This window comes from Rhizobacter sp. Root1221, from assembly GCF_001425785.1.
GTDB lineage: Bacteria > Pseudomonadota > Gammaproteobacteria > Burkholderiales > Burkholderiaceae_C > Rhizobacter.
On sequence record NZ_LMDI01000005.1, the window covers coordinates 149,708 to 162,276 of the forward strand.

Here is a 12,569-nt window from a genome sequence, read left to right on the forward strand (position 1 = left end):
AGCCGCCTGGCGCTCAAACACCCCAATCGATGCGGTCGAACACCCGCTTCAGCCGCAGGCCCTTCGCCGGGTTGAGCTGCGTGGCCCACGCCACGCGGCCCCGCAGGTGGGCCTGCCAATCCGGATGGGCGTCGCGGTTCTGCCGCGAGGCACCGTCGCGCACGCACAGGTGGAGGATGGCCTTCAACCGGTCGAACTCGTCGCGTGGCAGGTTGGGGCGCTCGTTGACCACGATGTGACACACGCTCTGCCGCCCACCGGCCTTCTGGCAACGGGTCTTGCGCGTGTTCAGCGAGAACCCCTCCTCGACGACGATGCGGGTGATGCGCGCGGTGATGCGTTCGCGCGCGGTGGCCAGGTGCGTGGGGCCCGAGAACACCAGGTCGTCCGCATACCGTGTGTACCGTGCGCCTAGCGCGAACGCCAGGCCGTCGAGCCGCAGGTCCAGCCGAAACGCACAGAGGTTCGCGAGCGCCGGTGAGGTGGGCGCGCCCTGGGGCAGGTGCGACTCCCGCAGCCGCTGCAGCTGCTCCCACGTCAGTTGTCCGGCCTCGTGCATGCGCCGGAGCACGGGCTCCGGCGTGGCGGTGGTGCACAGCGCCGTCAACGCCCGCGCCACTTCCTCGCTGTACCCGAGCTTGGCGAACAGCGCCGACACCCGAGACGGGCGCACGGTCGTGAAGAAGTCCTGGAGATCGAACTTGAGCACGACGGCCTGGCCCGTGTGGGCCGCCGCATGGCTGCGGGCCGAGCGCTCGCGGGTGTAGCCGTGGGCCGCCTCGTGGGGCGGGATGCGGTCCAGCAGGTCGTCGAGCACACGCCGCTGCAACGGCATCAGGTGGGGCGCAGGCACTTCCAGCAAGCGCCATCCGCCCGTGCGCTTGGCCAACAGTTGCGCGTGGTAATGCTGCTCGCCGAGCGGGGCCTGGCGTTGCCACTGCGGGGCACGGGTCAGCCGCCAGAGCCCGGCGGCAGGCACGCCGAGCCAGTCGGCCAGCGCCCCCACGTGGGGCCAGTACGGCACCTGGCACTGTTCGAGGCCCACGGGCAGCGGCTGCATGACGGCCGCTTCGCGCAGGATGTAGCGGCGGGCGTGCGGCTTCTCGTGCGCGCGCCAGCCGTCGTCGTAGTGGCCGTCCTGTTCGATCCACGTGGCGAGCGACCGCACGGTGAGCCGGCGCCAGCGTTCGCCTGGCATGTCGGCGCAGCGTTGGGCCATCGGGGCGCACCAGGATGTGCTGGCGCCGAGGCAGGCGTGCATGCGCGCGGCCATGCCCGGTCCGGTCCGCGGGCCGGCCAGCATGGCGCGCGCCAACGCAAGCGCGACGGATCGGCGCGCCGAGGTCATGGGCGACAAGGTGCGGCCACCGCCCAACCTGCGGGTGATGCGTGAGGTGTGGGCGCATTGCGCCGTCGCCTCACGCCCAGGATGTACCAGCCAACAATCCACCGCGGGGGTACCCCGCGGGGCAGACCCGGTTCCGAAGCGCCGGTCCACGATGTGCTTGGGGATGGCCGCGACGGCATTATCGCGAAGCGGTGTGTGCCGGCGTGTGGCATGTGAAGTCCTCCCGGCGAACGCTCGGGCGTCCTGTTGTCCTGGCATCCTACCGCAGGGGTGCCCCGCGTCGATCAGGCAAAATCGGCCCCCATGAATGAGGTCACCCCTATCGCGGAGCCTGCGGAGTCGGCTCGATTCGAGGATCTGTTCAGAGAACCCGGTTACGCCCACGATCACCCCATGTCGTTTGCGCTCGCGCGCAAGCAGGACACGGTCGATGCGTTGCGGGGCCTGTTCGCCGGGTCGCCCGCGCTGGCGAAGCTGCGCCTGTGGTGTTTCCTGACACTCGCGTCGCACCCGCAGGGGCGCCTGTCGCGCGAGGACGTCAACCAACTGTTCCACGCCGTGCTGCCCGAGCCGCTCGACGCGGTGCTCAAGCGCCTGCGTGACCTGGGCCTGCTCGTGTGGGACGCCACCGCGCAGGACTACCACCTCTCCACGCTCGCCCACCAGGTGCAGGCGCTGCTGGCCCCGCTCACGTCGGCGCCGCAGGATGACGACGAACTCTCCGGCCTGCTGGCCCAGGTGGCCGGGGCGCAGCAGCTCGGGGTGGTCGATGCCAGCCAGCTGCAGCACCTGCACGCGCAGCTCGCGCGGTTGCACGATGAGTTCGCCGACGCCATCGCCAGCGGCTCCGAAGCCCGCCTGCGCCTCGCCCAGCCCCGGTTCGACCGCGCCCTCACGCTGGTCGACAAGGCCGGGCAGGCGCTGTCGGCCATCATCGGAGACCACGGCGACAACGCCCGCCTCGAAAAGGCCGCCCGCGCGCTGGGCCAGGACCAGGCCCGGCTGCTGTCGATGGCGAGCCAGTTCACCCGCGCACTGCAGCAGGCCGACCGCCTGCGCGTCACGCTGGGCAGCACCGGCCTCACGTCGTCCGACGTGCGGCACTGGCTGCAGCACCACCAGGCGCTGCACGAGCTGATCGGAGACGCGCTCTCCGTGGGTGTTCGCCCGGTGTTCGTGAGCCAGCACGACCTGGTCGACGTGGCCGAAGGGGAGCTGGAGCGCGACCGCCCCGACCCCGAACGCTCGATGGGCCTTCCGCCGGCCCTGCAGGCGGAAGCCGGGTCGCTCGACATCCTGAGCCTGCCGCCGGAGCTGGGCCACCTCGTGAACCTGTTCGGCCGCTGGCACAAGGCCGCACCGGCCGAAGACGACAAACCCCACACGCTGGCCGATGCGGTGCTGAACCGCCGCTTCGCCCATGCGGCCTACCGCATGCAGCTGATGCCGCTGCTGGGCGACCGGCAGGCCGGTGAGCTCAAGAGCCAGACGGGCGAACTCGCCCGCGCGCCGTGGTCGCTGACGATGACCACCACGCTCGTGAAGACGCCCGACACCGAGGTCGCCGTCATCAGCGAAGGCCATTTCCATCCTCGTCCCCATCCCCGTCCGGTGGCTGCCGCCGGAACCACCCCCATTCCCGAATGAGTGCACCTCTCGACGACGCCGCCTTGCTGGTGGCCGAACTGCTCGCGCGCCGCTGGTTGCCGCGCCAACACCCGAAAGTGCGGCGCGCCCTGATCGATGCCGACCTCTGGTCCACCGTGCAGGACCGCCTGGCCCAGGTGGGCCTGCGGTTGATCGACAACGTCCACGCCGACCACGTGGCCGTGGCGCTGCTGCGCCCGGCGGAGTCGGCCGTGTTCGGCGAGTCCGGGCTCAACAGCCACAACAACGTCGACCTGCCGCGCGATGCGGTGTCGCTGCTGGTGGTGCTGTGGTCGCTGATCATCCTGCCGAAACGCGAGCGCCAGGCGGCGCGCGCGTCGGGCACCGAGTCCACCGGGCAGAACGAGATGTTCAAGACCCACCGCCCCCTGCCGTCCGCGGCCAGCGTGAGCGGGGTGGTGTCGTACCGCTCGCTGCTGGCCGACTTCGGCGTGCAGCTCGGCAAGAAGACCCGCATGGACGGCAACCTGCGCCGCCTCTCGAACCATGGCTTCATCGTGTTCCGCGGCGACGACATCACCGAAGGCCCGCTGCTCGACCTGCTGCTCGACTACGACACGCTGGCCCCCCGCATCCTCGACGGTGCGCTGAGCGACGTGCTGCTGCAGGCCCGCGCCATCGTGCCCGCGGGCGACCCCGACGCCGAGCCGCCTGCGGCCGACGACACGGCCGACGACGAACAACCCCAAGACAGCCAGCCCGACTGACCCGATGTTCCACCTGCAAAGCCTCGAACTCCTGCACTGGGACTACTGCCAGCGCCTGACCCTCCCGCTCGACGGCGCCATCATCACGGTGGCCGGCCCGAACGGTTCCGGCAAGACCACGCTGCTCGACGCCATGCGCACGCTGCTGGGCCTGGAATGTTCCGGCGGCCGCAGCTACAAGACCTACGCACGTCATGCCAACGCCGACAGCGCCTGGTTGCGCGCCACCGTCGACAACCGCCCGCAGACGCGCCAGGCGAGCAGCCGGCCGTTCGCCCGCTGCCTGCTCTACACCGACAAGGTCACGCTCGCGTGCCGCATCGAACGCAACAGCGGCGACTGGGTGCGCCGCTACATCATGGTCGAGGGCGACGTCGGCATCGAGGCGCTGGTGGAGCGGGGCGACAAGGAGTGGCTGGGCATCGAACACTGGCGCCGCCGCCTCGAAGGCGCCGGCCTGAGCCGCGCCATCGCCCGTGTGCTGGCGCTGGAGCAGGGCCAGACCGACCGCCTGTGCGAGTACTCGCCGAAGGAACTGCTGCGCCTGGTCTTCGACGTGTTCGGCGACCAGGACGTGCTGGACCGTTATGAAGAAGCCCGCGGCCACCAGCGGCAGCTGACCCAGGAAGTGGAAGCCGCCGAACGTGAGCTGGCCCACGGCCGGGCGCAACGCGCCGAGCTCGAATCGCGCGTGAACCTGTACCAGCTGTATCGCCACAAGGTGCACGAACGCGAGACGCTGTCCACCGAGGCCATCCCCGTGATGAGCTGGTCGGAAGACCGCCTGCAGCTCGCCGGCAAGGTGCGCGAGCTGAACCGCCACCGCCGCGAGTTCGCCTTGCACCAGCGCCAACGCAGTGAAGAGCGCGCGCGCCTGCTCGAGCTGCTCGAGGCGCAGACGCAGGCCGCGGCGCGGGTGGAGGTGTTGCAGGAGGAGCGCACGGCGGCCAAGCGCACGCTCGATGCATCGCGCGATGCCGAACGGCCGCTCGAAGACCTCGTCAAGCGCATCAAGGAACTGGAGGCGCTGGCCGCCATCGAGGGTGACGCGGCGCAGCTGTCGTCGCGTGTCGAGGAGCTCGAGGCGCGCAAGCAGTCGCTGCACGCGGACTGGCAGCGACTGAGCGACCAGCGGCAGGAGGCCGAGCGGGCCTTCGCGAACCTGCAGGGCCAGCGCCAGGCACCGCCTCCGCCCGACGTGACGCGTTTCAAGCGCACGCTGACCGACGCGGGCATCGCACACCACGTGATGGCCGACGTGATCGAGATCGCCGACGAGCGCTGGCGTGCCGCGGCCGAAGGGGTGCTGCGCGGCTCACGCTGGGTGGTGGTGTTGCAGAAGGCGAGCGACGAAGGCAAGGCGATGGCGCTGGCCGAGCGCGAGCGCTATCGCCACTACGTGGTGGCCGAGTCCGAGAACGCCCCGGCCAACCCGCCGGCCCAGAGCCTGCTGGCCGTGATGAAGTTCGGCGCCGCGGTGCCCAACTGGCTGCTGCGGCAGCTGTCGCACATCCAGCGGGTGGACAGCACCGAGGCCGGCGCGAAACAGGGCGGCGAGTGGATCACGCCACAGGCCTACCACCGCGATGGCCGGGGTGGCCGCAGTGTGTTCGTGGACCCGGGCGACTACCAGTTCGGCGCAGCGGCCGTGTTGTCTCGCCGCCAGTCCATCGAACAGCGCCTCGCGCAGCTCGACGACAAGCTGACCACGCTCGCGCAGGAACAGCACGGTGTGCAACGCCAGCTCAAGGATGCGCAGCAGGCAGCGCAAGGCCACCGCGCGGCCGAGGAACTGGCCACGCGCAGCGAGGAATTCGCCGAGGCGAAACAGACCTTGCCGGCGCTGTCGCGGGCGCGAGCCGACGCCGGTGCCCGATGGCAGCGGCTCGACCAGGAACACGGCGAGGCCGTGGCCGCCAGCGCCCACAGCCAGAACGCCTACCGCCAGGCGCAGCAGCGCATGCAGCACGACGAACAGCGCGCGGAGCAGCACCAACGCGAGTGGAAGGAGCGGCACGCCGAGTTGCGCACGCGCTCGGCCACGTCGCGCGAGCACAAGCTGCGCTTCCCGGCGCGCTGGATCGCGCCGCCGCAGATCGCCGCGTTGCGCGCCAAGTTCACCAGTGCCACGCAGGCGAAGCTCCGGCTGTCGTCGGTGGAGGAGGAGCTCGAGAGCGGCCACTGGGAAACCGACGGCAGCGTCGAGGAGAAGCTCACCCTGATGAGTGCGGCCGTGATGATGCAGGACGAACAGCTCGGCCAGCGCAAGGCGAGCAACGAGGCCGCCCGCATCGCAGTGGACAACGCCCGCGCGCGTTACATCGACGTGCTGAAGGCCACGGTGCGCCGCTACCGCAAGAACATCATCGACCTCGGCGAACAGGCCGGCGTGGCGGTGAGCGCCGAACTGCCTCACCTGGACCAGGACGACGCGGTGCTGCGCCAGGCCGAGCTCAAGGTCAACTTCAACTTCGACGGCAAGGGCGAGATCGGGCTGAACGACGGCGAGGCCTCGGGCGGCCAGCAGGTGATCAAGTCGCTGATCCTGCTCGTGGGCCTGATGAAGGACGACGAGACCCCGGGCGGCTTCGTGTTCATCGACGAACCGTTCGCCCACCTCGACGTGCGCAACATCCAGATCGTGGGCCACTTCCTGAAGTCCACGCGCGCGCAGTACGTGCTGACGACGCCCATCACGCACAACGTCGAGGTGTTCGAGCCGGCCGACATCACGCTCGTCACCGCCAAGAAGGTCAAGGGCGAACGCTGGGCGCCGCCCATCGGGGTGTTGCAGCGGCGTGTGCCGCCGCCGGACGTGCGCTGACGTCACGGGCGGGCGGTTCCCTACAATCCGCGGATGTCCCCACCCGCGATCCGCCTGCTGCTGATCGACGACCACCCGCTCGTCCGTGACGGGCTGCGCGCGCGCCTGGCCACGGTGCCGGGCTTCGACGTGGTGGGAGAGGCCGGCTCGGCCGCCGAGGCCCAGCAGCAGGTGCTGCTGCACCAGCCCACGCTCGTGCTGATGGACGTGGGCATGCGCGACATGAACGGCATCGACCTCACGGCGCTGCTGCTCGCGCAGCACCCGCACCTGTTGGTGCTGATGCTGAGCATGTACGACAACCCGGAGTACGTGCAGCGTGCGCTGCAGGCGGGCGCGCGGGGGTATGTGCTGAAGGATGCGCCCGCCAGCGAGATCGTCTCGGCCATTGCCGCCGTGGCCGGTGGGGGCACGTTCCTGAGCCCGGCCGTCTCCAAGCGCCTGTTCCGCAACCAGGCGCCCCGGCCCGCGCTGTCGATGCGCGAGAGCCAGATCCTCTCGGGCCTGGCGAAGGGCCTGTCGAGCAAGCAGCTCGCGCGTGACCTGGACCTGAGCGTGCGCACGGTGGAGGCCCACCGGCAGAACATCAAGCGCAAGCTGGGGCTCGCGGGGCAGGCGGAGTTGATCAAGTACGCGGTGGAGCACGCAGGGGAGTTCTGATCCACGCCTCGCGGGTGTCCTGTCGCACAGATCACAGATGACTGGCATTTACCCTTAGGTGGTGCCACGCGCCGCAACGCGTGGTGCGACGAATGCGCCGCCCCACCCTGGCGGGCAGACTCCTCAGGTCCTCGCTTCGCGGGGGCACCCCTGCTTCGAGGAGTTCTGAAATGCCCTTCATCCGTCGCCACCTGCCGTGGCTGCTGGTCTCCCTCCTGGGTGCGTTTGCCCTGGCCGTCATCGCGCTCGGCCGAGGTGAGGCCGTGAGCGCCCTCTGGGTGGTCGTGGCCGCCGTCTGCGTCTACCTGATCGCCTACCGCTACTACAGCCTGTTCCTCGCGACCCGCGTGCTGGGACTCGACCCCACGCGCAAGACCCCGGCCTGGGTGCACAACGACGGCCTCGACTACGTGCCGACGAACCAGTACGTGCTGTACGGCCACCACTTCGCCGCGATCGCCGGCGCCGGTCCGCTGGTGGGTCCGGTGCTCGCCGCGCAGATGGGCTACCTGCCCGGGCTGCTGTGGATCCTGGCCGGCGTGGTGTTTGCCGGCGCCGTGCAGGACTTCATCGTGCTGTTCATCTCCACGCGCCGCGACGGCCGCTCGCTTGGCGACCTGGTGAAGCAGGAGCTGGGCACGGTGCCCGGCATCATCGCGCTGTTCGGCGCGTTCATGATCATGATCATCATCCTCGCGGTGCTGGCGCTGATCGTCGTGAAGGCGCTCGCGCATTCGCCGTGGGGCACGTTCACCGTCGGGGCCACGATCCCCGTCGCGCTGTTCATGGGGGTGTACCTGCGGTACATCCGGCCAGGCCGCATCGGCGAGGTGTCGCTGATCGGGTTCGTGCTGCTGATGCTCGCGATCATCGGCGGCCAGTGGGTTCACGAGAACCCGCTGCTCGCCCCGCTGTTCACGTACGACGGCAAGGCCCTCACGTGGATGCTGATCGGCTACGGCTTCGTGGCGTCGGTGCTGCCCGTGTGGCTGCTGCTCGCGCCGCGTGACTACCTGTCCACCTTCCTGAAGATCGGCACGATCGTGGCGCTGGCCATCGGCATCGTGTTCGTGGCGCCGGACCTGAAGATGCCCGCGCTCACGCAGTTCTCCGCGGGCAACGGCCCGGTGTGGTCGGGCAACCTGTTCCCGTTCCTCTTCATCACCATCGCCTGCGGTGCGGTGTCGGGCTTCCACGCGCTCATCGCCTCGGGCACCACGCCGAAGATGCTCGAGAACGAAAGCCACGCCCGCTTCATCGGTTACGGCGGCATGCTCGCCGAATCGTTCGTGGCCGTGATGGCGCTGGTGGCCGCATCGTGCATCGAGCCGGGCATCTACTTCGCGATGAACAGCCCGGCCGCGCTCGTGGGCAGCACGCCCGAGGCGGTGGCACAGACGCTGTCCACCTGGGGCTTCGTGATCACGCCCGAGATGCTGATCCAGACCGCGAAGGACGTGGGCGAGAACACCATCCTCGCGCGTGCCGGCGGCGCGCCCACGCTGGCCGTGGGCATGGCCCACATCCTCCACCAGGTGGTGGGTGGGCAGGCGATGATGGCCTTCTGGTACCACTTCGCGATCCTGTTCGAGGCGCTGTTCATCCTGACCGCGGTGGACGCGGGCACCCGCGCCGGCCGCTTCATGCTGCAGGACCTGCTGGGCACGTTCGTGCCTGCGCTCAAGCGCACCGATTCGCTGGCGGCCAACCTGATCGCCACGGGCCTGTGCGTGGCGGCGTGGGGCTACTTCCTGTACCAGGGCGTGGTGGACCCGCTCGGCGGCATCAACACGCTGTGGCCGCTGTTCGGCATCTCGAACCAGATGCTGGCCGCCGTGGCCCTGATGCTCGGCACCGTGGTGCTGTTCCGCATGAAACGCGGCCACTACGCGTGGACCACCATGCTGCCCGCGGCCTGGCTGCTCGCCTGCACGCTGACCGCCGGCTGGCAGAAGATCTTCTCGGCCGACCCGAAGGTGGGTTTCCTGGCGCATGCGCAGAAGTACGCCGATGCGATCGCCCAGGGCACGCTGATCGCGCCGGCCAAGTCGGCCGACGCGATGGCCCGCATCGTGTTCAACGACCGGCTCGACGCGGCGTTGTGCGTGCTGTTCATCGGCGTGGTGCTCAGCGTGCTGTTCTACAGCGTGAAGGCCGTGTTCGAAGCGCGCCGCTCGAACCGCCCGAGCACCAGCGAGACGCCGTACAACGCGCTGGCCGAGGGCGCCCGGTGAACGCCGCCCCGGCGCGCGAGGCCGTGCAGCAGGCCGGGCGGTATTTCGTGCAATCGCTGCGGCTGATGGTGGGTGTGCCCGACTACGGCACCTACTTGCGCCACATGGCGGCCACCCATCCCGACCAGCCGCCGATGGACTACGAGGCCTTCTTCCGCGAACGGCAGGACGCCCGCTACGGCTCGCGCACCGGCCGCTGCTGCTGAAAGTACGGGAGGCGCGCCGCGCGCGACAATGGGCGATGCGCCTCCAGTCCAAGCTGCTCTTGCTCGCGGCCTTGCCGCTGCTGCTGTCGCTCGCGCTGATCGCGGTGGCGGTGCGCCACCAGGAGCGGGCCCTCGCGGCGCGCGAACACGCGCTCGTCGAGCAGGCCTACATGGCCGCGCGCGAGGCCGAGCTGCGCCACTACGTGGACCTCGCCCGCAGCGTGCTGCAGCCGCTGTACGAGGCACCGGGTGACGGCTCCGACGCCACCCGCGCCGAGGCGCTGCGCCTGCTGGCGGCACTCGACTACGGCGACGACGGCTACTTCTTCGTCTACGACTTGAACGGCCGCTCGCTGATGCACCCGCGCCAGCCGGAGCTCGTGGGCACCGACCAGTGGAACCTGCGCGACGACAACGGCGTGCCCACCATCCAGCACCTCGTGGCCCAGGCCCGTGCGGGCGGCGGGTTCATCCAGTACCAGTGGCGCAAGCCGTCGACCGGCCAGCCTGCGCTGAAGCTCGGCTACGTGATCGCGCTGCCGAAGTGGGGCTGGATGATCGGCACCGGGCTCTACCTCGACGACATCCAGGCCACGCTGCGCACGCTCGACCAGCAGGTGGGCCGGCACATCGCCACCACGATGTTGTGGATCGCGGGCATCGCGGCCCTGGGCGTGGGCCTGATCAGTGCCAGCGGGCTGTGGCTGAACATCAGTGAACACAAGGTGGCCGACGCCAAGCTGCGCCTGCTCGCGCGGCAGGTGGTGCGGTCGCAGGAACATGAACGTGCACACCTGTCGCGCGAACTGCACGACGGCACGAGCCAGACGCTGGTGTCCGCCAAGCTGCTGATCGAATCGGCCGTGGACGCGCTGGAGCGCAGCGGTGGTGACGTGCCGCCCGGCCTGCACACCGCGCTGCTGCGCCTGAACGACTCGCTCACCGAGGTTCGGCGCATCTCGCACCGGCTGCGCCCCACGATGCTCGACACGCTGGGGCTGCCCGCCGCGCTGGAGCAGCTCGGCCGGGAGTTCGGGGAAGCGGGTGGGGCCCGCGTGATCGTCGAGGTGGATGGGGAGGTGGACGACCTGCCGGAGGAACTCAAGACGGTGATGTTCCGCGTGGCCCAGGAAGCGTTGACCAACATCGGCAAACACGCGCTGGCGCAGGAGGTGCACATCTCGCTGCACGCCGACGTGGAGGGCCTGCGGCTGTCGGTGGCCGACAACGGCCGCGGTTTCGACCTCGACGCGGTGCAACTGGATCCGAACCGGGGCATCGGGCTGCGCAACATGCGCGAGCGGCTCGAGGCGATCGGTGGCGAGCTGTTCCTGTTGTCGTCGGGCAGCGAAGGCACGCTGGTGGACGCCGTGGTGTCGCACGAGGCGCTGATGCGGCTGCGCACCGCCTGACCAGGCTCTCAGGGGCAACCGAGGCGCCGTGCCCGTTCGAGCTTCTCTGCGCTCGGGTCGCCGAACAACCCGCGCTGGCTGAGCCGCGCGCACTCCACGCGGCGCACTTCCGCCGCGGCCTGTTCGGCCGTGCGGCGGGGCGTGGCAGGGGTGTTGCTGCTGGTGCGCGGCCGGGGCGGTACGTCCGTGGCGGCCATGGGCGGTGGCGCGGGGGCCGGAAGGGGGGCAGGCGCGTCGGTGCGGGCCTTCGGGGGCGAGGGGATCACGGTTTCGATCTCGCGCTCGGGCGACCGCGTGGGGGCCGGTGCGGGTGCGGGCGCTGGCGCCGCAACCGTGGCCGGGGTGTCGGGCACCTCGGGCGTGCCGGTGCGCCAGGCGAGCGCGGCTACCGCGGTGCCGGCGACGGCCGCGGCAGCCATGGCCCACAGCGCCCGGCGCTGGCGCGTGGGCGTGGGCGGTGGTGCAGGGGCCTTGGCCGGCACCGGCTGCAGCGCGACGGTGGACTCGGGATCGGCCTCGCGGGCGGCCGGGGCCACACGCGGCGCCGGCTTGGCGTTCAGGTCGCGCCGGAAGGCCTCGATGTCGGGCGTGCGCGCCTCGGGCCGCACCACCAGCGCGCGGTCGATGGCGCGCAGGAATTCGGGGCTGTAGCGCCCGGCCGCCGTGACCTCGAGCGGCTCGTAGGCGTCTTCGAGCATGCGGGCCACCGCGGCCGGCGGGGTGTAGCCGGTGATGATCCAGTGCACCGTCGCCGCGAGGGCATACACGTCGGTGGCCGGGCCCTGGCGCAACCCGGGCACTTCGGCGTATTGCTCGATGGGTGCATATCCCGGCTTCAGGATGGTGGTGAGCGAATGGGTCATGCCCCCGATGACGCGCCGCGCGGCGCCGAAGTCGAGCAGCAGGGGCCGCTCGGCGGGCGGCAGCAGCAGGATGTTGTCGGGCGAGATGTCGCGGTGGTAGCACTGGGCCGCATGCAGCATCGCCAGCGCATCGCACAACGGCGTCAGCAGGCGGCGCAGCCAGGCCTCGTTGGGCGGGGCGTGCATGGCGTTCACCGCGGCCTGCAGCGTGCCGGCCTCGTAGAACGGCATCACCATGCACGCGGTGCCATGGGCCTCCCAGAAGCGGTACACCTTGACGAGCGCCGGGTGGTCGAAGCGGGCAAGCAGCCGGGCCTCGTTGACGAAACTGCGCAGCCCCGCCTCGAAGGTGTCGCGGTGCCGTTCCGACCGCGGGCTCACGGTGGTGCCGTCGATGCGCGCGGCGAGCGTGGCCGGCATGTACTCCTTGAGCGCCACGCGGCGCTCGAGGGAGTGGTCCCATGCGAGGTAGACGATGCCGAAGCCGCCCTCGCCGATCACGCGGGTGAGTTCGAATTCGCCGAGGCGCGTGCCGCCGGGCAGCGTGCCCGTCAGGTTCGAGGTGGGGTTCGGCAAGGGGAGGGTCTCCGGTTCCGGGGCATGGCTGCGGCTGAAATGCCGACAATGCGGCATAGCCCCTTTTCGGG

At 70.5% G+C, this 12,569-nt stretch carries 9 protein-coding genes; 7 read left to right on the forward strand and 2 right to left on the reverse strand.

The genetic code is table 11. The features are described 5' to 3' along the window. Positions 1-13 precede the first annotated feature (13 nt). Complete coding sequence (locus ASC87_RS05340; protein ID WP_235582058.1) at positions 14-1,219, reverse strand: reverse transcriptase family protein; 1,206 nt, start codon at positions 1,217-1,219, stop codon at positions 14-16. 522 nt (positions 1,220-1,741) lie between these two features. On the opposite strand from ASC87_RS05340, the gene ASC87_RS05345 reads away from it, so the two are divergent. From ASC87_RS05345 to ASC87_RS05375, 7 genes are all read left to right on the forward strand, one after another. After that, positions 1,742-2,995 carry a hypothetical protein gene (locus ASC87_RS05345; protein ID WP_235582059.1) on the forward strand — a complete coding sequence of 418 codons (1,254 nt, stop codon included), beginning with the start codon at positions 1,742-1,744 and terminating at the stop codon, positions 2,993-2,995. Then, positions 2,992-3,723, forward strand: coding sequence for a hypothetical protein (locus ASC87_RS05350; RefSeq protein WP_056657830.1), 732 nt, complete (start codon positions 2,992-2,994; stop codon positions 3,721-3,723). The genes ASC87_RS05345 and ASC87_RS05350 overlap by 4 nt, the downstream gene beginning before the upstream one ends. A 4-nt stretch (positions 3,724-3,727) precedes the next feature. Next, on the forward strand, positions 3,728-6,547 hold the full coding sequence (locus ASC87_RS05355; protein WP_056657833.1) for an ATP-binding protein: 2,820 nt from the start codon (positions 3,728-3,730) through the stop codon (positions 6,545-6,547). 33 nt (positions 6,548-6,580) lie between these two features. Then, positions 6,581-7,207, forward strand: coding sequence for a response regulator transcription factor (locus ASC87_RS05360; protein ID WP_056657836.1), 627 nt, complete (start codon positions 6,581-6,583; stop codon positions 7,205-7,207). Between the two features lie 170 nt (positions 7,208-7,377). Beyond that, positions 7,378-9,441, forward strand: coding sequence for a carbon starvation CstA family protein (locus ASC87_RS05365; RefSeq protein ID WP_056657838.1), 2,064 nt, complete (start codon positions 7,378-7,380; stop codon positions 9,439-9,441). Next, on the forward strand, positions 9,438-9,647 hold the full coding sequence (locus tag ASC87_RS05370; protein WP_056657841.1) for a YbdD/YjiX family protein: 210 nt from the start codon (positions 9,438-9,440) through the stop codon (positions 9,645-9,647). The genes ASC87_RS05365 and ASC87_RS05370 overlap by 4 nt, the downstream gene beginning before the upstream one ends. Positions 9,648-9,682: 35 nt before the next feature. Next, entirely contained in the window at positions 9,683-11,059 is a 1,377-nt protein-coding gene (locus tag ASC87_RS05375) for a cache domain-containing protein (protein ID WP_056657844.1), read from the forward strand. Between the two features lie 8 nt (positions 11,060-11,067). Here ASC87_RS05375 and ASC87_RS05380 read toward each other — a convergent pair whose 3' ends face one another. Next, positions 11,068-12,498 carry a serine/threonine-protein kinase gene (locus ASC87_RS05380; RefSeq protein ID WP_056657846.1) on the reverse strand — a complete coding sequence of 477 codons (1,431 nt, stop codon included), beginning with the start codon at positions 12,496-12,498 and terminating at the stop codon, positions 11,068-11,070. Positions 12,499-12,569: the final 71 nt, after the last annotated feature.

Excerpts from the sequence above, each read along its gene's own strand:
- ASC87_RS05340 (WP_235582058.1), bottom strand. The coding sequence starts at position 1,219 with ATGGCCCAACGCTGCGCCGACATGCCAGGCGAACGCTGGCGCCGGCTC.
- ASC87_RS05345 (WP_235582059.1), top strand. The coding sequence starts at position 1,742 with ATGTCGTTTGCGCTCGCGCGCAAGCAGGACACGGTCGATGCGTTGCGG.
- ASC87_RS05350 (WP_056657830.1), top strand. The coding sequence starts at position 2,992 with ATGAGTGCACCTCTCGACGACGCCGCCTTGCTGGTGGCCGAACTGCTC.
- ASC87_RS05355 (WP_056657833.1), top strand. The coding sequence starts at position 3,728 with ATGTTCCACCTGCAAAGCCTCGAACTCCTGCACTGGGACTACTGCCAG.
- ASC87_RS05360 (WP_056657836.1), top strand. The coding sequence starts at position 6,581 with ATGTCCCCACCCGCGATCCGCCTGCTGCTGATCGACGACCACCCGCTC.
- ASC87_RS05365 (WP_056657838.1), top strand. The coding sequence starts at position 7,378 with ATGCCCTTCATCCGTCGCCACCTGCCGTGGCTGCTGGTCTCCCTCCTG.
- ASC87_RS05375 (WP_056657844.1), top strand. The coding sequence starts at position 9,683 with ATGCGCCTCCAGTCCAAGCTGCTCTTGCTCGCGGCCTTGCCGCTGCTG.